Raw genomic sequence first — 21,316 nt, 5'->3', positions numbered from 1 at the left:
AGTAAATTTTTAAAAAGATAAATGATGGGTTTAATAATCATATTTGTAGGATTTATGCTGTTGAGTTGGATTGTAAGCTCACGGTTAAAATCAAAATTTAAAAAGTATTCGCGCATTCCTTTAGGACATGGAATGACAGGTAGAGATGTTGCTGAAAAAATGCTTCGAGACAACAATATACATGATGTGCGTGTAGTTTCGGTTCGAGGACAGTTGACAGATCACTATAATCCGACCAATAAAACGGTTAATCTGAGTCCTGAGGTTTATGCAGGGCAAGGTGTTTCTGCTGCAGCAGTGGCGGCACATGAATGTGGTCATGCGGTTCAGCATGCCGAAGGGTACGCACCTTTGGAGATGAGGTCGGCACTTGTACCTATTCAAAATGTAAGTTCAAGAGTATTGAATATCATGTTTATGGTAATGATTTTTGGAGGTATGATGCTTCCAGGTATTTTGCCTTACGACTTAGCCATGCAAATTATAATAGGCTGTTATGCTGTTTTTACTTTGTTTGCTTTTATTACACTTCCTGTAGAAATTAATGCAACACAGCGTGCTTTAGTTTGGTTGGATGATAGTGGAGTTGCAAGGGGTGAGGTTCATGATCAAGCTAAAGATGCACTTAAGTGGGCAGCTTATACCTATGTAGTTGCAGCTTTATCTGCATTAGTAACATTGCTATATTACATATTGCGATATGTAGGCAGTGGTGATTAATTATGTAGGATAATATAATATATAACCTCTTTTCTAAGTTTATAGGAAGGAGGTTTTTTTATTCCATCAAAAAAGGGCATAAAAAAACTTCCAATTAATCAATAAAAGGAAGTTTTAAATGTGTGAGTCTTGTTTCTCGCATTCAACCTGGTCGGTTTTTTTATGATGCGGTAACTTGATTGTTTGATGCATACGATAACTTTCCTTGGTTAATCATTGAAATAACATAATTCATTCCTTTCTTCTGAGAAATTTTTAAATTCTTAAAAATCTCACCAATGTGAACTTGTTGCTTTTTAGATACAAAAGAAATAATTTCCGTTTCTAACGTTGAGGTCTCTTTCTCCATCATAACATTTCTAGTTTAAAGGTTAATAAAATATACTTCAATACTTATATCAATTATGAAGCCAAAAATCATTTTTTGAAACCATTTTTTAAACATTTATATAAAATGGTCCATATTTTAATTTAACTATGATTAAACGAATAATGTTTCAATAATTAGGATGAAATTTTTAAAGCTTTGAGTAAATAATTAGAATCGATGATAAACGAGTTATTTAAACTGAAAATTGAGTTGAAACAATTATTTTTCTAGGTAATTAGATAGCAAAGTAGTTTTTATTTTAATGTCTTCAGTAATTGCATTTACTGATATGGTTGCACCAGAAATAGTGTCGACCTCTTTACCTACTTCTAAATTTTTTTTGCTACTGTAGCCCCTATATTGTTTTAGCCACCCTTTAGCCATTACCTCATGACCGTGTGTGGCAGCGTAGTTAAAAATTTTTACAAAAGTAACCTGGCCCGTTTTATCAAAAAATATAAAGTAATCAAAGTATTCCGAAGGACCTTTATTTTCGCTAGAGATAGCACATCCGCCTGCTCGGCAACTATTAACTCTTCCTATGTATACAAAACTCTCATTTGAACCATTAAGCTCATAGAACTTACCTTTGTAATACGCTTCCGTTAGTTTAATTTCAGTTAATGCACTGGTGTCAGAACTAAGTTGTTTTTCTAGCTCTTTGATGAGTGACCTATGGCTATAGTTAATTTCTAAATCGCCAGCTGTAATATAAGATGATGTAAAATTAAATGCTAGTAACAGTACTAAAAGTATTTTTTTATTCATGCGTTTAAATTTTACTTTTCAAACGAAAAGAACTTGCTCAAGTTAATATCCCTTGAGCAAGTATTGTGTAAATTATATTTTAGATGTTAAAACATTAAGCCAAATCCTGCATTGAAGGTAGTTTTTGCTTTATCATCTGCATCTGTTTTTACAAACTGTAAATCTGTTTTAAAAGCTGCATTGGGCGCCACTTTCCATGTTAAACCTGTTGTGATTACGTTGGCAGCATATGATTTGTTGCGCTCAATTCCTTCTTCTAAAGTTTTCTGAGTATCATAACTTTCTAGTCTAACAAAAGGTATTAATTGTGTTTTTACCTGACTCATGCTTCGGAATACATTATAACCTACCTCTGCATAATAGCCAATCATTGATTTACCTAAATCATTATTAACACCATCTTTACCCGTAAATTCGTTGTAAGCTTTAGTATTACCTAAACTATTGTAATAAAGCTGTCCTTTAAGTTGAAATCCGCTGTTTGAATATCTGAAATCGGCACCAATCATATTGATACTTACTACAGATGAATCAGCAGCAGCAATAGCAGCAGCGTCGTTTTTATCCAAACCATCATACATCGTACTTTGTGATTTTCCGAAATACCCTGATAAACCGATGTTTAATCCTCTGATTCCAAAATATTCTACTTTGGCAGCAAGGTTAGGCGAACTGATGTATGATTCTGCACCTTTTTGTCGCCCTTTTCTTAAACCATCTTTACCTCGAAATTTACCACCTTCATCATAACCATTAAAACCGTTCATGATATAGGCTTGATACCTAAGGCTAGCTGGAGCTATGTTTCCAGTAAAACCAACCCCAATTTCTCTCCAAGTTGTAGGAGCAATTAATTTATCAATATGTGGACGTTCTACTCCGTTAAATGTGTTTGGTTCATGATATTCGTTGATGATTCCCATAGGAGCTAAAAGCAAACCTCCTCTAAGATTCAATGAGTTGTTTATTTTGTATTGTAAAAAAGCCTGCTCTATATAAACCTCGCTTACATGCTCAAATTCTACTTCTGTAATAAACTGTGTGCGCTCGTTAAATTGGTATCCAAATAGCAGAACAATTCGATGAACATCAAGTAAACCATTGCTTTTTACATCAGAATCTAATGCTTGATTGTAGTGAACTTCGCCATATCCTCCAATGGTTAAATTTCCATCCGTCCTTAATAATCTTTCGGCAGTGTTAAAGTATTGGTTGTCTTGATTACTAGATTGTGTCTGTGCATTAGAGATAAGACTGCATGCTAAAAGAGCAATAAAAAGGTAAAGTGTTTTCATTTTATATTTATTAAATTATATTTTTTCGGCTAGCGTGTTCTTGTATAAAATCAATACAAACGTATGCCTAATAGCGCGGGCGGGAAATACCTATTATTAGGTATATAATTGCTTAATAGTAGAATTAATTTACGAAATGTTCTAAAAGAGGCTTTGATGTTAGTGTTTAAGTTGCAGTAGGATAGGTGTTTATGGTGTGCGGTATTCGTTTGGTAGTAGCCATTATGCTATCCCTACAAGTAATGAGTGAGAACTGGATAGATGTAGTAGTATATAGAAGAAAAAGCCTACTGATATGCTAGACTTTTGTTCTTTTTGCGATGTTAAGAATTTACGGTTCTCGGTTAAAACCCAAAGTTTAATCCAAAAACAAACATCTTATCGTCATTTAAATAAGGTTCAGGAGTATATATTTCTGTATCCTCTCCAGAGAATTGGTAGGATTCTATCTCGGTAAATATGTATGCGTCATTGATGATTTGGTACAACAACCTAAGCTTAAGTGCGCTCTTTCTATATCTTTCTTCAACTAAAAACGGATACCCTTTTCTGTCGTCACCCCATAGGTTGGTAATCTCTCCACTTTCTTCTAGTTCTTTCTGGTTGTCTTTCCCTTTTCTAAAGTAGGTGTAAGATAATTTAATATCTAAACCTTTAATGGGTTTGTATCTGGCAGATAGAAAATATTCTTCTGCATTATCCTTGAGGTAATTTCCCATCATATACTTATTGCTTTCGTAGGTTAATGAAGGAATAAAATGGGTATAGGTAAAAGGATTGGTTCTGGTGTATTCAAAAGTAGTACTTAAGTTGGGCAGTATATCGGTAACCCGTCCGCCAACTTTAAAACTGATATGATTAGAATGCTCGTCTTCGTCAAACATCTTTGAAATAGATATTTCATCGATAAATAAGCTGGTGTACAGGTGAACGTTTTTAATTTGACGACTACTGATATCAAAATACATTTGAGTATTGTGGCCTGCACTATTTCGTGAGCCATTATAAGAGTGGTCTACCGATTTGTAAAAAAGTACTGGGATAAAGAATGCCGCATTAACATTACCATCACTATAAATAATACTGTTTCCGATGGAGAAATTTAGTTTTTTCCAAGGCTTGAAAGTAAAGAGGTTGGCAGCAATAAACTTGTTGGTGAATACTCTGCGGGTATCTTCATATAAATTGTATGATCTGCTACTGTCCTCCACCTCGGAAGCTAACCAGCCATGCGTATAGTTGAGTTCGAACCAATCAATAGGTTTAAGGTTAAATTTAAACTGGGCAAAACTAGGTGTACGACCCGACATAATATTAGAGCCATTGTAATTGTTTCCCCACGTATAATGATCCTTAACAATACCAACGCTACCACTTTTCCAGTTGTAAATAATTCCACCTCTGGCTTCGCTATAATCTTTGCTATCTGCACCTAATTTATAAACGGCTCCAGTGTGTTGGGTTATGTATTGCGGACCACCTAGAGCTTCGCTTTCGTAATTGTCGCGTAGGCTACCATAAAAGGATAAGTTTTTACCAATATAACCGAAAAACTCAGCTCCGTTCCATCGATGTTGCACAAAGCCATTCGAGTTGTAATATCCTCTTCCACCAGCAATGGCATTTACCGAAAATTTAAAAGTTGAGTCACTATGGTAAAAAATATCAAATCGCTTTTTAAAATCCTTGCCAACCTTAAGTTCTTTGTTGAAATCTTTTAGGTAAAAATCAACCTCCTCTTTTTGCCTTTGAGTAAGGGAATTGTTGACTTTAGCTTGTGCTAAGAATTCTGCAATCTGCATTCTTGAGTATGGCTTTACGCAAGTATTCACGTCAATAATACCCTTGTTGGCCAGTTCGTCAATAAAGTCATAAACAACTTCATTATCTAAATGATAAGGTACGTGTTGCGCATGAACAAGGTGAGTTGAAAGAATGAGGTTAATTAATAAAAGAATTAAAACTTTCAATTTTAATTGAATCATTATATGAGGTTTAGGAGAATCTAAAATTAAGCTTTGTTTTTAAGTACTTTTCTGTAAGTGTCAAGTAATCTTTCTGAGATAAATTCAACATCCATATACTTTACTTTTTCGCGACCATTCGTTCTTTTGCCAAAGTGCAAGGCTGTTTCTAAAGCATTGGCTATTTCTTCGGGGTCGCTTTCAACAATAAAGCAGCCATCCACATCTTTGGTTATTTCAGCTACATCACCAACATCGGTTGAAACGATGGGCAGTGAACAGGCCATAGCCTCTTTAACCACACTTGGAGAACCTTCCCATTTTGAGGTAAGCAACAATACATCCGCTGCATAATAATAAGAAGGAACTTTATCAATCTCAATATTATTGACAATGGTTAGCTCTATGTCTTCCGTTTCTATATGTGTAAAAGCTTCTCTGGCTAGCGCAAAGTTTTTCTCTTTTCTTTCTGGGTCAGATACCCATAGCACATGGGCTGAAGAATTAAAACTCGCTTGACGACGTGCAATTTCCCTATCGATAGGTCGAAAGCGTCTGAAATTAATGCCGTTGGGTATGATGTTGGACTTAGGTATTCGCAGTGTAGCGTGCATTTTTGGCGACTTTACAATAGTAAAGTCCCAGAATATTTTAGCAAAATATCGAGTGATTCTAGCGGCAGTTTTTTCCAACCTAAAATCGGAACCCATGATAGATACTATTAACGGTCTTTTACCCGCAAAGGCAGCGGTGAAACCCGAATAGCCGAATTGAGCATGTACTAAATCAAAGTCTCTTTCCTCAATAAACTTTTTGAGTTTCTTAATGTGTGATATATAACAAAAAAATCCTTCTCCAGTGATGTCGTAATACTCAATCTCCGCTCCTGTTTTTTGAAGCGATTTACCTTGTGTTTTAACAAGATGAGTCCTAGCCATAAGTCCTTGGCTACTATATACAAAAAGAATTTTTAATTTGCTGAAATCCACCGCGCGACAATTAGATAATTGTAAAAGTAACTAATTTACTCACAAAATAAGGGATTATTAGGTAATTGAAGCTTATAAATCCATAAAAGTCAATTATCATAAAATGAATAATGCTTTTTGAACTATTGATGCATATCATACAAATAAAACAAAACTTGAAACTAAAAAAAACTCCTATCGTAACTATTTTGTGTTGTAACAAATAAACTTAAATAAAGTGATATATGAGAAGACTTATACTTAGTTTAATAAGCATTGTATTTTGTGTGTATGGAGTAGCGCAAGAAATTGCTACGGAAAGCGAAAAAACATTTAGTGGTTTTAATAATATCATAATTAACTCAGATTTTTGTGCCCTGACAATTAATAAGTCAGAAAGTGCAGATACTGGTTTTAATGGTGTAATTAAATCGGCAGAAAATAGGGAAGCCTACAAGTTTGAATTTTTAGAGGAAGAAGGAACCTTAAAAATAAATGTGATAAAGCCAGAGCAATGGAAATCGCACTGGGGTGAGATTAAGTTAACTGTACCTACTGGTGTGGCTATAGAAGTTACTAGTCAGTCGGGTAAAACGGTTGCTGAAAATTTATCAGGTGTGAGCATTAAAGTGGTATCCAGATCGGGGCATGTGGTATTAAAAAATATTGAAGGGAGTGTATCTTCCACTTCACCAGCAGGAGACTTAACGGTTAATGAATTTCAAGGAGACTTAAAATCCAGAACAAAATCAGGTGCAGTTATAATTAATAATCTGGCAGGTAATGCGGATGTTGGATGTGCTAAAGGAACCTTGGTAGTTAATCATGTAAAAGGAAATCTTGTACTAGATGGAGGTGAAGGCAATATGGAAGTGGAGAATGTAGAAGGTGAAATTTCTTTGAAATCAACCAACGGAGATACCAAATTATCGATTGCTACAGGCAACATTATTTGTCGAAGCTTTAATGGCGACATCAAGCTTTTTAATACCAATGGAAGCTATAAGGTGCAATCATCTACGGGTAATATAACAGGAACGCGTGTTCAGTTTACAGCATCTTCTTCTTTTACTTCTACCGAAGGAAATATTAAAATGCAGATGAACACTAAGAAGGATTTGGCCTTTGTATTAAAGTCGAACAACTCATATTTAAGAGCTATGGGTAAATCGAAAAAGAAATCGCTTAAAGTAGGAAAAGGAAGTATAGTAATTACAGGCACCAGTACTTCTGGAAGTCAGGCTTACTATTAAAGTATAACTCTATGTATGGTAACTAGAGAAGAAAAGGGCTCACATCGTAAAAAAATGTGAGCCCTTTCGTTTGTCTTGTTTTTAACTTTTTAGTTGTTCCCTAATATCATTGGCAATCCATCTTTTCCAGAGCCAATAACCACTACTTTCGAATTTTGTGATTCAGCTAATTTTAAAGTAGCATCAATACCTTTTTGCTTAAGGATGTTAGCTGATAAACTAGCACTAATAATTCGGTTATAATTAGCAATACCTTCTGCCTCAATTGATCTTCTTTCCGCCTCACTGCGTTCCTTATCCAATTTAAATTGATAAGCTAAAGCTTCCTGCTCTTGCTGCAATTTATTTTCAATAGCCGCCTTGATTTGGGCAGGTAATTGAATAGAGCGAATTAATAAAGCTCTAAGTTCAATGTTATTGTCTTTAAGAACTTGTGACGCTTCAGAAGCAATTAAATCTTCCACTTCAGCACGCTTGGTCGAGAAAAGCTCCTCGGCAGTATACCTACCAGTTACACTGCGCACCACAGAACGAATTTCTGGGATAACCAGTACATTGATATAATCTTTCCCAAATTTCTGATGTAGAGGTCCAATTTTGTTGTAGATAGGATTAAAACGAACGGTGATATCCATATTAATTGACATACTGTTTTTATCCAACACGTCCATGGTTTCTTCACGGGTTTGTTCCTTAACTATGTATACGATCATTTGGTTCCAAGGAGCAATCACTGTTAATCCAGCAGCTTTAATGTTATCAACATCTAAACCCATAGTATAAGGTTTAAATACAACACCTCTTTCGCCTGGTTGTAAAATGTGAAACATACGGCTGCTAAAAATGACAAGAAGTACAATGGCACCTATAAATAGTCCTAAAATGATGGGTGATACTTTGTTGTTCATAGTTCAAATATTTAATAATGTTGTTTACGATGTTAAATCTACAAAATATAATTAAGGGAGTTGGTTCTTGTTTTGTTTATCTTCGTTCAGAATTTTTTAATCAGGAAAAGTAATGCAACAAATTAAAGGGTATTTACTGATTTTAGCTTCGGTTATTTCGTTTGCACTTATGTCTGCTTTGGTAAAAATGATACCGCAAGTAGACTCTACAGTAACTACGTTTACGCGTTTTGCCGTGGGAGTGGGCATACTAGGTATTTTGGCCATGACAGGGCGTATTAAACTCAATTTTGTGAATAGTCCTTTGTTGCTGTTGCGAGGTTTTACGGGAGGATTAGCGGTATTTATGTTGTACTATTCTATTGTACATTTAGGCGTAGGTAAGGCCACTGTTATAGTTTATTCGTATCCAGTTTTTGCTACACTTTTTAGTGTGTTGTTCTTTAAAGAGAAGGTCCGACTTGTGCAATGGGTATTTGTGTTGATGGCATTTGGTGGTATTTTTCTTCTCTCGGTAAAATCAGGGATGAAGTTTAGTGAAGTATCCAAATATGAATTAATAGCATTGGCCAGTTCTTTACTATCTGCCGTCTCTGTTGTGTTGGTTAAAAAGTTGCACAATACTGATTCTTCGTATGCCATTTTTTTTGCACAAAGTATTATTGGCTTTTGGCTGTTTTTGTTTCCTTCTACGGCTGCGTCGCAGCAAAGTGATATGTCAATAGCAGTAATTTTAATAGCGTTAGGTGTTGTTTCTGCCATTGGACAGTTGGTAATGACTGAAGGTTATAAATATGTACCTGTTTCACGAGGGTCGTCAATGCATATGATGGTGCCTGTGCTGAATATTATATTGGGTTACTTATTTTTTGATGAGGTGCTAAGTGTAAGAGAATTAAGTGGAGCAGCTCTTGTGGTGCTTGCTTGTGTGGGTGTGATATCTACAAAGTCTATCAGGTTTAAGTTTTTTAAGCCTTGGTAGGAGTGGAGTATTAGCCCAGACTTAAGGGCATAAAAAAAGTCCTTACCTTAATAAACTGTCACCCTTCCATCGGAGTGACCTACTTTTATCTGGTAAAAACCTTTCGTTTACATTACAAATGTATAGCTATTGCATTAACTCAAGGTTAAAGTCGCGTTAAGTAATTTTTAAATCATGACCATTTATGTGTTTAGGATGATTTTAATATTCGATAAATGAGACTTAATATGAAACGATTTTCAAAAATCAAAAAAAGCTTTACCAAACTTAAGGGCATAAAAAAAGTTCTTACCATAATAAACTGTTACCCTTCCTTTGGGGTAACCTACTTTTATTGGGTAAAAACCTTTTGTTTCTGATGCTAAAGTATAGTAGCTACTTTAATTGAATTTAACCTAGATGTTAAGAAACGGATAAAGTTAAAGGTTTGGCCTCTTTTATAGGTTTAGTGTCATTATAACATTGTCAATATATTCGCCATTTTCTGTTTTGATAAATTTGTTTTGCCTTCCATTTTCTATGAAACCAAACTTTTTGTAAAGATGGATTGCACCTATGTTGTTACTAAATGTTTGAAGCCATAAAACTTCTATCGCAGGATTTTTAGTGCTCCATTCTTTAATGGTGTTTATCATGAGCGCTCCAATGCCTTGATTTTGCCAATCTTGGTGAATTCCCATTCCAACATGTACAGTATGATTCAACATCTTTCGTTTTTGAGCGGTGAGGTCAATGTTTCCGATAATAGTTCCATGACTTTCTGCTACAAGTAAAAGACTATTTTCGTTGTTTATGAAATCTTTAATCCATTCCTCGCGCTCCTTGATTGTAGGTTTAAATTCGCTTTCTGTTAATGGAATAAAACCATTTTTTAGGTAGGATTTTGCACATTCTATTAGTTGAGTTGCATCTTCAGGTTCAGCTTCTCTAATTGTAATCTGATTTTCTTGTTTTGTTTTGTGTATGCTTGTTGCAATTTTCATTTTCTAAAGGGTGTTTTTATTGTTGCCAGTATTAATAACCTGAGTTAAATTAAAATTAAAGAGCTCAGATTTTCTTAGATGATTGATTTACAATGCAAATTTGATAAGCATAGCGAGCTATGGTGAGAAAATTTAAAGTAGTAAATTGATTATGTAAGAAAAAACAATGTTGTTTCACTAAAAAAACATCAATTTTCATCGTCATATTAGTTTGTCTTAGCCCGCTGCGTCTTCACTAACATTCCTTGAAACTTTATATTTATAAGTGATCTGAGCCAATAATTTTATGTCGAACTCAGGTTAGTATATACATACTGGCAAATAGTAGCCATTAGCTACTGGATGTTATACCAATAGCTAACAGCAAATAACTAATTACTTTTTATACTTGAGTGTTTTTCCATTTGCCTCTTTTAAATAAGATAAAGGCAATGCTGGTCATGGTTACTTCGGCAATAATGATTGCTAAAAATGCACCTTGATAACCAAGCGATGTGTAGGTTGCGAGTACGTAAGCAGTGGGAATTTCAATCATCCAAAAGGCCACCAAGTTTATTTTGGTAGGTGTTTTAGTGTCGCCAGCTCCGTTAAAAGACTGTACCAACACCATTCCTAAACCATATGATATAAAACCAAAACTTACTATTCTTAAACACTGACTCCCTATTTTAATAATGTTTGGCTCTTGCGTAAAAAGCTCAATAAAAAAAGTAGGCCAAGCAATAAATATAGTACTGATTAATCCTAAGAATATCATATTTACTTTGGCTGTAAACCATACCGATTTTTCGGCTCTTTCAGGATGTTTAGCACCCAGATTTTGCCCTACCAGAGTAGATGCAGCATTGCTTAATCCCCATGAGGGAAGCAGAACGAAAATGATAATTCTAATGGCAATGGTATATCCAGCCACGGCCTCGCTACCAAAGCTTGAAACTATGCGAACCAAACCTATCCAGCTGGCTGTAGCAATCAACGATTGAAATATTCCGCCAGAAGCGATGTTCAGTACCTTCCATATTCTTTTCCATTCAAACCTAAGTTTGTTTTTAAGAAGTTTAACTCGGGCAGAACCTTTAAATAGAATATAAAACTGAACCAATACGGCTACACCGCGACCAATATTAGTAGCCCAAGCTGCACCTTCGATACCTAGTTCTGGGAATGGTCCTAATCCTAGAATTAAAACAGGGTCTAAGATGATATTTAAGCCATTGGCAATCACCAATATTTTAAGCGAAATAGCAGCGTCTCCTGCTCCTCTAAAAATAGCATTGTTAGTAAAAATGAGCATGATTACCACATTGCCAGCCAGCATAATAGTAGCATATCCTCCAAAGTCTTCAATTAAGGTATTGGATGCTCCCATGAGTTGCAATATCTGTCTGGAGAAAATAGCGCCAGGAACCGCAATTAGCAATGATATGATAATACCTGCTGTAATGGCTTGCCAAGCGATATGAGCCGCTCTTACAGGTCTCTTTTCTCCAATTCGGCGTGCTACTAGGGCGGTTGTTGCCATACTTAAACCAAAAGCGATGGAATAAACGATGGTGATGATCGATTCTGTAATTCCAACGGAGGCAACCGCATCGGCACCTAATTTAGAAACAAAGTAGATGTCTACAATGGCAAAGATCGATTCCATCACCATTTCTAACACCATGGGGATGGCCAGTAAAAAGATGGCTTTGCTGAGTTTAATTTGCGTGTAATCGTGGGAGGTGCCCATTAAGGCTTCCCAAATATTTTTGCAAAGAGAAAGGAATCTTTGCGATAAGTTATGCTGTTGTTGAGTTGTTTTTATTTCAGTCATTTTGATGTCGTTGTAATATAAAACGTTGGGATAAACTTGCTTGTTTAGCAATAATGAAAAGGTAATTTGGAGTGTGCACACACACGGAAACTGAAATGTTTTGATAAGACTTCATAAAATTAATTTTTAGTGATTAATAAATAATTGAAATGTATACAGCCCTTGTTTTAGGATGTATGTTTTGAATAAATAAAATGAATGGAATAACTACAACCGCCTCATAAGAAGAGGAAGTCTATTTACCAAGTGGTACAATAGACTGAGGGCGATATGTAATAGAGCGTCTTCATGATGATGCAAAGTAAAGGATTTTTTTTGAGGAGAGCCTAATTTAAGGTTAACTTTTTTAGTGAACAGGCAGAGAAACAATGCATATATAAAAACAAAAGCCACTGAGGAAATCCCCAGTGGCTATATTTTAAACTTGGTATGATGTTAATGAATTAATATTCTTTTTTGCTCCTTTTTAGATTGGTTTTCTACGGAGAGTATGTATACTCCTGGAGTTATATCTGACACGTTTATTTGCGTGAGTTCTGATGTAACTGTAGTGTACTTAATCGTTTGTCCAGATAAGTCAATTACACTGATAGTTGCATCAGAAAAATCTGATAAATTAACGAAAAGAGTGTTTTTTACTGGGTTTGGATAAGCCTTAAAGCTGCCAGAATTGGTGCTTTCATCGTTTATGTCGGTAACTACGGATACAACATTAAAATTTTGTTCTATGGCGGCATAGTTGGTGCTGTAGTTACCTACTAAAGGACGTAAAAACATTCTAAATATATAGTTTTCAGCTATAGCTAATGGGGCATCCAAAGTGACTGTTAGTGTACCTGTTCCACTTCCCTCAGATATTCTAGCACTAATGTTTTTTACAAAATTATCTCCGGTATCGTAAATAGCAAAAAACACCCTTCTTTCCTCATTTACGCTGTAGTTGTAATCTAGCGAAATGGTTGTTGCATCAGTAGATACTTCTGCAGGAGGGTTTACAAAACTTACACTTTCAACATCTGGTTCAGGTTCCGGATCTGGATTTGGATCTGGAGTAGAGGCACAATCAGAAGTCTCAGACCAGTATTTACCAGCTGTTGCCTCTGTCATTTTTACGTAATCCCATAAGTTATATTCACTTTTCTTGGCTATTACAATTTTGTCAATCTGAAATCCATGCGATCTACCACCAATTTCCACTGTGTAAGTTCCAGCTTCAGGAAAAGCGACATTAATTTCTCCTTGTTCATGGTCTTGCTCGGCGTTACCCATTAACCAAAATCCTGGATCACTACGGCCTAAGCACTTAACAGGAGATGTAAGTGTATTTCCTTTTAACAATCCAATGTCTCCTTGAAAATAAACCCATGCATCGTTAGCTAAATCAGTACCTTGTTGTCCCGTTACTTTTCCTCGCTCCTCTTCGCTTTGACGAACAAACCATCTAAAGGCGTAAGTTCCGGCAGTATTAATTTTAAACGAATATGTTAATACTTCTGCGGGGGCAGGACCACCTTGATACTTATTTGCACCATCGAAATAGATGTATTTACCACCTGAAGCAAATGTTTCATCAGTACCTAATTTCCATGAACCTTTTAATTCAATGCGTTCTGCTTCAAAAACAAGAAGTCCATCCTCTTCCTCGACATTACAATCTTCAGGATCGATTGTTGTTCCTAAACAAGTGAAAACAATTGTTTCCCAACGGCCACGAGCATATGCATATATACCAGGTTCATCCTCATTCTCTAAAACCTTGCCATTTGAATGAGTATTTGATTCAACCTGGATAACATCACCATTTTTAACGGTAACATCTTTAAAAGTATGCGTGTATTTGGTGTAATCTGTTGTACTCTCTATGTTTTGGAATTCACCTATCAACTCTCCACCTACTCTTAATCGGTACGAGCACTCGCCATCTGTTTCTAAAAGCGAGGTTATAGTTACATCATACATTCCTGTTTCTCCATCAAAAACTTTAGTGACCGCTCCATATTGATCTTTATATGCAGCAGCATTGATGCCTACACAATATCTTTGAGAAGGCCATTTATCATCTTTATAGCAAGGCACCAAACCACTCACCTGTGTAAAGTCAAAGTCATCTACTCCATTATAACTGACATCTTCACAATCTGAAGGAACAGGAATATCTTCCATAATTCCATTGCCAATGAAGTTTTTAAATTTTACCGAATTGCCATTTTCATCGTTTTGAATAAGATAAAAAATCATTCCAGCATCTGAACAATCGGCTTTTGTAGAAACTACCATGCGGTCGTAAATAAACTTTACACCCGGATCTTGGTGATCACGCATCCAGTGAAAAACGGAATAATCGTATACGCCACCTTCTTTAGCAGCAAATCCAGCATCGTTATCGCTTAAGCTATTTTGATCTTTTATTTTATGATAATTAAGTCTGTCGCCACTTAATGCCACCGCTTCGTCCATGGTGTGGTGTTTATCTTCGTCAGCTACAGGCTGAAGGTCAAAGTTTGGATCCCCTCTGCGTAAGTGGTTATCGTTATATCCGCTATGCGAAATGATATGAACATACGTAAGGTTATCTATTTTGCCGTTATCAATAGCTTTTTGTACTGCGCGATAAAACATCTCCGATGGTCCCATATTAAAATAATATAAAGGATCGGAAGCGGTAGATTTACCTATTTCGATGGCTAAATGCGTTACTGCAGCTGCGTTATTTGTCGACGCATCCATAATACCATTAGTGCTAGCATCGAATCCCCAATTTGCGATGGCATAATCCGCCGCAATCTTCATTTGGTTAGTTGCCGTTGTGTGTGCTGGCGCTTCCATAAAGTTGTTGTAGGAATAATGTACTAGATATTCTTGTAGCTCTGCTTTTGCAAGCATAGCAAATGCTGCAGGTGTGCCTCCATAATCATCTGGGTCGCCCTTAGGCCATTTGTGTAGGTTGTCGGGTTGGTTGTTGCCGTCTGCACTTACGGCAATACGGTTGTTGTTCCAGCCTAAAGCTTGCGAATAAATTTGTGTTGCTAAAAACAAAAAAGCAACAAAAAATGTAGATTTTTTCATGTTAATTATAATGTTTAAGGGATTGTAAATTCTCTCCTTCCTTTGATGGAGAGGCTGCATTTAAATTATGATACTAAGCTAGTATTCAGTGCATCTATATTTAATAAACGTAACTTAACATGAACTTTACTACATCTATTTTACCTCTAACTAAAACTATACATCGCTATTTTTTTACAATAAAAGGTTGTTCCTGCGTTTCTATAAAATAACAAAGCCACTGAGGAAATCCCCAGTGGCTTTGTTGTTCATATCTATTACCTATAATAGGTAAGTGTTCTATTTGTATTCTTGCCAAGTTTTAATTGGAATATCCTCTTTACCCATTTTTGCAAATGCTCTGATAAAAGCTCCTGCTAAACGAGCGTTTGTAACCAAAGGAATATTAAAATCGATAGCACCACGACGTATTTTGTAACCGTTGTTTAGCTCGCTTTTAGATAAGTTCTTAGGAATGTTAATTACTAAGTCTAATTTTTTATCTCTAACTAAATCAAGTGCATTAGGCTTTTTACCTTCGTCGCTTGGCCAGTAAACCAACTCACTTTCAACGCCATTTTCAGCAAAGAATTTCTGAGTTCCACTGGTGGCATATAACTTGTAATCTTTATCTTGAAGTATTTTAGCTGCACTTAATAGTTCCATTTTAGAACGAAGTGGACCTGCTGAAATCAATATGTTTTTCTCAGGAATTTCGTATCCTACAGAAAGCATTGATGTAAGAATAGCCTCGTCGAAGTTATCGCCAATACAACCAACTTCACCTGTCGATGACATATCAACACCTAATACTGGATCGGCTTTAGCCAAACGAGCAAAAGAGAATTGTGAAGCTTTAATACCTACACAATCTAGGTCGAATAGGTTTTTATTTGGTTTCTCAACATCCATTCCTAACATTACCTGCGTGGCTAAATCGATAAGATTTACCTTAAGAATTTTAGAAACAAATGGGAAACTACGAGAAGCTCTTAGGTTACACTCAATAACTTTAAGCTCGTTATTTTTACCAAGAATCTGCATGTTGAAAGGTCCTGAGATATTTAAAGCTTTCGCAATCTCACGAGCAATTTTCTTCACGCGACGCATGGTCTCAATGTATAGTTTTTGAGGAGGGAATACGATGGTAGCATCACCCGAGTGAACTCCGGCAAACTCTACGTGCTCCGAAATCGCATAAGCTACTAACTCACCATCTTTCGCTACTGCATCTACCTCAATTTCTTTGGCTTCTTCAATAAATTCAGAAACTACTACTGGATATTCTTTAGATACGTTAGCTGCTAGTGTTAAAAAGTGCTCTAACTCGTCCTTGTTACTTACCACATTCATGGCAGCACCAGAAAGTACGTAGCTAGGACGAACTAACACCGGGAAGCCTACTTGATCAACAAACTTGAAGATGTCATCAACTGAAGTTAACTCACTCCAACGTGGTTGGTCAATGTCTAAGCTATCTAACATAGCAGAGAACTTCTGACGGTTTTCTGCACCATCGATATTAGCAGCAGATGTTCCTAAAATAGGTACATTTTGCTTGTCTAATTTCATGGCTAAGTTGTTAGGGATCTGGCCTCCTACTGAAACAATAACTCCTTTAGGTGTTTCAAGATCAATAATATCTAGTACACGCTCTAAAGAAAGTTCGTCGAAGTATAATCGATCACACATATCGTAATCGGTACTTACTGTCTCTGGGTTGTAGTTGATCATTACTGATCGGTACTTCTGATCGCGAATAGTGTTTAGCGCATTTACACTACACCAGTCAAACTCAACAGAAGAACCAATGCGGTACGCACCACTACCTAATACAACAACCGATTTATTATCCGCTTCGTATTCAATGTCGTTTTCGCTACCGCTATAAGTTAAGTACAAGTAGTTAATTTGTGCAGGGAATTCACCAGCCATGGTGTCAATTTGCTTAACTACAGGTAATATATTACGTTTTTTACGCTCAGCTCTTACTTTTAATAAGTCATCGCCAATTACTTCGCTAGTGCTTTTAAATACAGAGCGTGCAACTTGGAAATCAGAGAATCCAGAGCGTTTAGCATTTCTTAATAAGTCTGAAGGTAATTCTTCAAGTTTACCGAATTTCTTTAATTCCGTTTCAATGTTACTGATGTTCTTTAATTTCTCAAGGAACCAGTGGTCAATTCTACTCAGATCGTGGATTTCCTGAATGGTCATACCCATTTGGAAGGCCTCTGCAATAGCATAGATACGTTGATCAGTAGGTTCTGCTAATTCAGTCTTGACATCAATACCTTTTAATGGTTGGTTGGCCACGAACCCGTGCATACCCTGACCAATCATACGAAGACCTTTTTGAATAGCCTCTTCAAAAGTACGACCAATGGACATGATTTCACCAACTGATTTCATACTACTACCAATCTGCTTACTTACACCGTTGAATTTATTTAAATCCCAACGAGGAATTTTACAAACAACGTAGTCAAGAGCAGGCTCAAAGAAAGTAGATGTAGTTTTGGTTACCGAGTTCTTTAACTCATGTAATCCATAACCTAACCCTAATTTAGCAGCTACAAATGCTAAAGGATAACCTGTTGCTTTAGATGCCAAGGCACTAGAACGAGATAAACGTGCGTTTACTTCAATTACTCTGTAATCTTCAGAGTGAGGATCTAATGCATATTGTACGTTACACTCACCAACTACTCCGATACGACGGATAATTTTAATAGCTAACTCACGTAATTTATGATATTCTGAATTTGATAATGTTTGCGATGGAGCGATTACAATACTCTCCCCTGTGTGTATTCCAAGTGGATCGAAGTTCTCCATGTTACAAACTGTAATACAGTTATTATGGCGGTCACGTACTACTTCGTACTCAACTTCTTTCCAACCTTTAAGTGATTCTTCAACTAAAATCTGGTTAGAGTAAGAAAAAGCGTTTTCAGCTCTTTCAATCAGCTCTTGTTCGTTATAACAGAACCCAGAACCCATACCTCCTAATGTGTAGGCTGCACGAACAATGATTGGGAATCCAATTTCTTTAGATGCTTTAACTGCTTCTTCAACCGATGTTACAGCCAAACTCACAGGAGTTTTAACATCAATTTCTCTAAGTATGTTTGCAAAAATCTCTCTATCCTCAGTGTTGATGATAGATTGAACAGGTGTACCTAAAACTTCTAGGTTGTACTTTTCTAGCGTACCAGCTTGATAAAGTTTAGTACCACAGTTTAGTGCTGTTTGTCCACCAAAAGCCAATAATATACCCTGTGGTTTTTCTCTTTTAATTACCTCCTCTACAAAATAAGGGGTAACAGGTAAAAAGTAAACTTTATCGGCAATGTTTTCCGATGTTTGAACAGTGGCAATGTTTGGATTAACCAAAACCGTTTCAATACCTTCCTCTTTTAATGCTTTAAGGGCTTGTGAACCTGAATAATCAAACTCTCCTGCTTCGCCGATTTTTAGCGCACCCGAACCAAGTATTACTACTTTTTTAATGTCTTTGTTCATTATCTTAATGGCTATTATAAATTGATGTAATCGTATTCTTATGCATTTTTTATTCTAACAAAATAACTTTTAAGAATTTACATTGTTCACTGTTTCTCTAAGTTATTCTTCCTAATCCTACGTATAATCCTACCTTTAAAACTATGCTTAAATGCTGTGAATTAAACAACAACGCATAATTACGCAAATTATATTGGCTGCAAAAATACAAATATTTTGCAAATTCCCTTTGAATATTTTAAAAAAGTGAATATTTTTGCAATGCAATTGAATATTTATACAATGAAGATAAAAGCACAAAGATTAGCAGCTATTCAAAATATCATTAGCTCGCAAAAAGTGAGTAGTCAAGAAGAGCTTCTTCTTATTCTAGAGAAGGATGGATTTATGACTACCCAAGCTACTTTGTCGCGCGATCTTAAATTTTTAAAAGTGGCCAAAATTCCTCATCCTGATAAAGGGTATGTATACGAATTACCTTCGGGTGGATCGAAAGCGCATGAGGAGATTCAGGACGATTTTCCTATTGGAGGAGTTGAATCAATTGATTTTACAGGGAGTTTAGCGGTTGTAAAAACCAGACCTGGATTTGCAGGAGGAATTGCATCTATTATAGATAGTCACGATCCGTATGAGATTTTAGGTACCATTGCAGGTGATGATACTATTTTATTGATTATCAGAGAAGGTGTTTCTAAAGGTCACATTCTTGAAATATTGTCCATGTTTATTCCTGGATTAAAGGATAAAGCTATATAGTTGATTGGAAGGAGTTGAATAAACAATGATCGAAGAATTTAATATAGATGTAGCAGGAGAATCTCATTTAACGTATGTAGATGAAATTCTGAATACCATTTCCGATGCCGCTAAGGTAAGAGGTACTGGTATTGCTAAGCGTAGCCCTGGCTATATCATTCAAAAGATAAACGAAGGCAAAGCCATCATTGCTTTACAAAAAGGTGTTTTTGCTGGATTCTGCTATATAGAGTCATGGGGGCACGATAGGTTTGTGGCCAATTCAGGGCTTATTGTGGTAGATGCTTTTAGAGGCAAAGGTTTAGCGAAAGCCATTAAATCAAAAGCCTTTGAGTTATCGCGTAAAAAGTTTCCAGCAGCTAAATTGTTTGGTTTAACAACGGGTTTGGCTGTAATGAAAATTAACTCAGACCTAGGCTATAGGCCTGTAACATTTTCAGAGCTAACCGATGATGAAATGTTTTGGAAGGGCTGTAAGAGCTGTGTCAATTACGACATTTTAGTTCGTACAAATCGTCGTCATTGCCTTTGTACGGGTATGCTTTATGATCCTGAAAAGATAAAAGATGAAGAAAAGGACAAAAATATTGGCGTATATGGGCGCTGGCTAAGGTTTAAGCAGTCCGTTTTTCTTAAGGGAAATAAAAAGAAAGAAAGTAGTAAGTTGTCTTATTTAAAAAGATTACAACTTAAATTAATATCGTAAACAAGCATGCGAGGCGGTTAGTTGGCATCGCATATTAATATTATAAAGAAATGGAAAAAGTAGTTTTAGCTTTTAGTGGTGGTTTAGATACTTCTTTTTGTGTAAAATATTTAAAGCACGAAAAAGGACTTGATATTTACTCGGCCATTGCGAACACAGGAGGTTTCTCAAATGACGAGTTACAAACTATTGAGGAAGGTGCATACAAGTTAGGGGTTACCCAACACGAAGCCTTGGATGTAACAGATATATATTATCGTAATTGTATCCGTTATATGATATACGGGAATATCCTTAAAAACAATACTTATCCATTATCTGTAAGCTCCGAAAGAATTTTTCAGGCTTATGCCATTGTTGATTATGCCAGAAAAATAGGCGCAAAATATATTGCTCACGGAAGTACTGGTGCAGGAAATGATCAAATTCGTTTTGATTTAACGTTCCAAATCATTGCTCCAGAAATCGAAATTATCACCCCAATTCGTGATTTAACGCTTTCGCGTGAAGCAGAGATTGATTATTTAAAGAAGCATGGTGTAGAGAGGGACTGGAAAAAGATGGATTACTCCATTAATAAGGGTCTTTGGGGTACAAGTATTGGAGGTAAAGAAACTTTAACTACCAACGAAACATTGCCTGAGGAAGCTTATCCATCGCAAGTGCAAAAGGAAGGAACGGAAGATTTAGTAATTGAGTTTACTAAAGGTGAAATTGCTTCGGTGAATGGCGAAACTTTCGATACAGGAATTGATGCCATAAGAAAAATTGAAGAAATTGGTAGTGCATATGCTATAGGTCGTGATACACATGTAGGAGATACTATTATTGGCATTAAAGGTCGTGTAGGATTTGAGGCTGCAGCACCGATGTTAATAATTAAAGCACACCATTTATTAGAGAAGCATACGCTTACTAAGTGGCAAATGTACTGGAAAGAGCAATTGAGTAACTGGTACGGAATGTTGTTGCACGAAGCGCAATATACAGAGCCGGTAATGCGTGATATCGAGAAGTTTTTAGATAACTCTCAGGAGAATGTAAATGGTAAAGTAACGCTTCGTTTACATCCATATCGTTTCGAATTGGTAGGTATTGAGTCGGATAACGACTTGATGAACTCTGGTTTTGGTGATTACGGTGAAATAAACAAAGGTTGGAGTGGAGATGATGTAAAAGGATTTACATCGATACTTGGAAACCAATTAAAGATATTCAACAAAGTTAACGAAGGTCAACTTGATATTAAATAAG

The 21,316-nt window shown here is 36.1% G+C and carries 16 protein-coding genes; 6 read left to right on the top strand and 10 right to left on the bottom strand.

Translation table 11 applies throughout. The features are described from left to right. Nucleotides 1-24 precede the first annotated feature (24 nt). A complete protein-coding gene (locus tag A8L32_RS07640; protein WP_143525036.1) occupies nucleotides 25-720 on the top strand; it encodes a zinc metallopeptidase in 696 nt (231 codons plus the stop codon). Nucleotides 721-880: 160 nt separating this feature from the next. On the opposite strand, the gene A8L32_RS07635 is transcribed toward A8L32_RS07640, so the two are convergent. The 5 genes from A8L32_RS07635 to A8L32_RS07615 form a co-directional block, all read right to left on the bottom strand. Continuing rightward, nucleotides 881-1,072 carry a hypothetical protein gene (locus tag A8L32_RS07635; protein ID WP_075590276.1) on the bottom strand — a complete coding sequence of 64 codons (192 nt, stop codon included), beginning with the start codon at nucleotides 1,070-1,072 and terminating at the stop codon, nucleotides 881-883. Between the two features lie 237 nt (nucleotides 1,073-1,309). Next, on the bottom strand, nucleotides 1,310-1,858 hold the full coding sequence (locus A8L32_RS07630) for an FMN-binding protein (RefSeq protein WP_066629714.1): 549 nt from the start codon (nucleotides 1,856-1,858) through the stop codon (nucleotides 1,310-1,312). A gap of 86 nt (nucleotides 1,859-1,944) precedes the next feature. Then, nucleotides 1,945-3,153, bottom strand: coding sequence for a hypothetical protein (locus A8L32_RS07625; protein ID WP_066629712.1), 1,209 nt, complete (start codon nucleotides 3,151-3,153; stop codon nucleotides 1,945-1,947). Nucleotides 3,154-3,497: 344 nt separating this feature from the next. Beyond that, nucleotides 3,498-5,138, bottom strand: a complete 1,641-nt coding sequence (locus A8L32_RS07620) for a hypothetical protein (RefSeq protein ID WP_066629710.1) — start codon at nucleotides 5,136-5,138, stop codon at nucleotides 3,498-3,500. A gap of 26 nt (nucleotides 5,139-5,164) precedes the next feature. Beyond that, entirely contained in the window at nucleotides 5,165-6,055 is an 891-nt protein-coding gene (locus A8L32_RS07615; RefSeq protein WP_083631222.1) for a glycosyltransferase, read from the bottom strand. A 275-nt stretch (nucleotides 6,056-6,330) separates the two neighbouring features. Here A8L32_RS07615 and A8L32_RS07610 point away from each other — a divergent pair, with 275 nt between their 5' ends. Further along, nucleotides 6,331-7,338: a DUF4097 family beta strand repeat-containing protein gene (locus A8L32_RS07610; RefSeq protein WP_066629705.1), complete on the top strand. Its 1,008-nt coding sequence runs from the start codon at nucleotides 6,331-6,333 to the stop codon at nucleotides 7,336-7,338. 89 nt (nucleotides 7,339-7,427) lie between these two features. Here the strand turns inward: A8L32_RS07610 and A8L32_RS07605 are convergent, their stop codons facing one another. Beyond that, complete coding sequence (locus A8L32_RS07605) at nucleotides 7,428-8,246, bottom strand: prohibitin family protein (protein ID WP_066629702.1); 819 nt, start codon at nucleotides 8,244-8,246, stop codon at nucleotides 7,428-7,430. Nucleotides 8,247-8,358: 112 nt separating this feature from the next. Between A8L32_RS07605 and A8L32_RS07600 the strand changes: the two genes are divergently transcribed. Continuing rightward, nucleotides 8,359-9,228 carry a DMT family transporter gene (locus tag A8L32_RS07600; RefSeq protein ID WP_066629699.1) on the top strand — a complete coding sequence of 290 codons (870 nt, stop codon included), beginning with the start codon at nucleotides 8,359-8,361 and terminating at the stop codon, nucleotides 9,226-9,228. 437 nt (nucleotides 9,229-9,665) lie between these two features. Here A8L32_RS07600 and A8L32_RS07595 read toward each other — a convergent pair whose 3' ends face one another. The 4 genes from A8L32_RS07595 to carB all read right to left on the bottom strand — a co-directional run bounded on the left by A8L32_RS07595 (nucleotide 9,666) and on the right by carB (nucleotide 18,597). Further along, on the bottom strand, nucleotides 9,666-10,211 hold the full coding sequence (locus A8L32_RS07595; protein WP_066629697.1) for a GNAT family N-acetyltransferase: 546 nt from the start codon (nucleotides 10,209-10,211) through the stop codon (nucleotides 9,666-9,668). Nucleotides 10,212-10,593: 382 nt separating this feature from the next. After that, nucleotides 10,594-12,027, bottom strand: coding sequence for an MATE family efflux transporter (locus A8L32_RS07590; protein WP_083631221.1), 1,434 nt, complete (start codon nucleotides 12,025-12,027; stop codon nucleotides 10,594-10,596). 435 nt (nucleotides 12,028-12,462) lie between these two features. Continuing rightward, nucleotides 12,463-15,093, bottom strand: coding sequence for a T9SS type A sorting domain-containing protein (locus A8L32_RS23510; RefSeq protein ID WP_066629694.1), 2,631 nt, complete (start codon nucleotides 15,091-15,093; stop codon nucleotides 12,463-12,465). A 279-nt stretch (nucleotides 15,094-15,372) separates the two neighbouring features. Then, on the bottom strand, nucleotides 15,373-18,597 hold the full coding sequence (gene carB / locus A8L32_RS07580) for a carbamoyl-phosphate synthase (glutamine-hydrolyzing) large subunit (RefSeq protein ID WP_066629691.1): 3,225 nt from the start codon (nucleotides 18,595-18,597) through the stop codon (nucleotides 15,373-15,375). A gap of 282 nt (nucleotides 18,598-18,879) precedes the next feature. On the opposite strand from carB, the gene A8L32_RS07575 reads away from it, so the two are divergent. Genes A8L32_RS07575 through A8L32_RS07565 form a run of 3 tightly spaced genes read left to right on the top strand, consistent with a single transcriptional unit; the run spans nucleotide 18,880 to nucleotide 21,315 of the window. After that, on the top strand, nucleotides 18,880-19,356 hold the full coding sequence (locus tag A8L32_RS07575) for an arginine repressor (RefSeq protein WP_066629688.1): 477 nt from the start codon (nucleotides 18,880-18,882) through the stop codon (nucleotides 19,354-19,356). A gap of 25 nt (nucleotides 19,357-19,381) precedes the next feature. Next, nucleotides 19,382-20,062 carry a GNAT family N-acetyltransferase gene (locus A8L32_RS07570; protein WP_066629685.1) on the top strand — a complete coding sequence of 227 codons (681 nt, stop codon included), beginning with the start codon at nucleotides 19,382-19,384 and terminating at the stop codon, nucleotides 20,060-20,062. A gap of 50 nt (nucleotides 20,063-20,112) precedes the next feature. Then, complete coding sequence (locus A8L32_RS07565) at nucleotides 20,113-21,315, top strand: argininosuccinate synthase (RefSeq protein ID WP_066629682.1); 1,203 nt, start codon at nucleotides 20,113-20,115, stop codon at nucleotides 21,313-21,315. The last annotated feature ends 1 nt before the right edge of the window (nucleotide 21,316 follow it).

Origin of the sequence: Labilibacter marinus (assembly GCF_001659685.2) — a bacterium.
Classification (GTDB): Bacteria; Bacteroidota; Bacteroidia; order Bacteroidales; family Marinilabiliaceae; genus Saccharicrinis; species Saccharicrinis marinus.
Note: the sequence above shows the minus strand (reverse complement) of the source record. Positions and strands in the feature narration are given on the sequence as shown.

What these genes read in the sequence shown, in the direction of transcription:
- A8L32_RS07640 (WP_143525036.1), top strand. Translation starts at nt 25, where the DNA reads ATGGGTTTAATAATCATATTTGTAGGATTTATGCTGTTGAGTTGGATT.
- A8L32_RS07635 (WP_075590276.1), bottom strand. Translation starts at nt 1,072, where the DNA reads ATGATGGAGAAAGAGACCTCAACGTTAGAAACGGAAATTATTTCTTTT.
- A8L32_RS07630 (WP_066629714.1), bottom strand. Translation starts at nt 1,858, where the DNA reads ATGAATAAAAAAATACTTTTAGTACTGTTACTAGCATTTAATTTTACA.
- A8L32_RS07625 (WP_066629712.1), bottom strand. Translation starts at nt 3,153, where the DNA reads ATGAAAACACTTTACCTTTTTATTGCTCTTTTAGCATGCAGTCTTATC.
- A8L32_RS07620 (WP_066629710.1), bottom strand. Translation starts at nt 5,138, where the DNA reads ATGATTCAATTAAAATTGAAAGTTTTAATTCTTTTATTAATTAACCTC.
- A8L32_RS07615 (WP_083631222.1), bottom strand. Translation starts at nt 6,055, where the DNA reads ATGGCTAGGACTCATCTTGTTAAAACACAAGGTAAATCGCTTCAAAAA.
- A8L32_RS07610 (WP_066629705.1), top strand. Translation starts at nt 6,331, where the DNA reads ATGAGAAGACTTATACTTAGTTTAATAAGCATTGTATTTTGTGTGTAT.
- A8L32_RS07605 (WP_066629702.1), bottom strand. Translation starts at nt 8,246, where the DNA reads ATGAACAACAAAGTATCACCCATCATTTTAGGACTATTTATAGGTGCC.
- A8L32_RS07600 (WP_066629699.1), top strand. Translation starts at nt 8,359, where the DNA reads ATGCAACAAATTAAAGGGTATTTACTGATTTTAGCTTCGGTTATTTCG.
- A8L32_RS07595 (WP_066629697.1), bottom strand. Translation starts at nt 10,211, where the DNA reads ATGAAAATTGCAACAAGCATACACAAAACAAAACAAGAAAATCAGATT.
- A8L32_RS07590 (WP_083631221.1), bottom strand. Translation starts at nt 12,027, where the DNA reads ATGACTGAAATAAAAACAACTCAACAACAGCATAACTTATCGCAAAGA.
- A8L32_RS23510 (WP_066629694.1), bottom strand. Translation starts at nt 15,093, where the DNA reads ATGAAAAAATCTACATTTTTTGTTGCTTTTTTGTTTTTAGCAACACAA.
- carB (WP_066629691.1), bottom strand. Translation starts at nt 18,597, where the DNA reads ATGAACAAAGACATTAAAAAAGTAGTAATACTTGGTTCGGGTGCGCTA.
- A8L32_RS07575 (WP_066629688.1), top strand. Translation starts at nt 18,880, where the DNA reads ATGAAGATAAAAGCACAAAGATTAGCAGCTATTCAAAATATCATTAGC.
- A8L32_RS07570 (WP_066629685.1), top strand. Translation starts at nt 19,382, where the DNA reads ATGATCGAAGAATTTAATATAGATGTAGCAGGAGAATCTCATTTAACG.
- A8L32_RS07565 (WP_066629682.1), top strand. Translation starts at nt 20,113, where the DNA reads ATGGAAAAAGTAGTTTTAGCTTTTAGTGGTGGTTTAGATACTTCTTTT.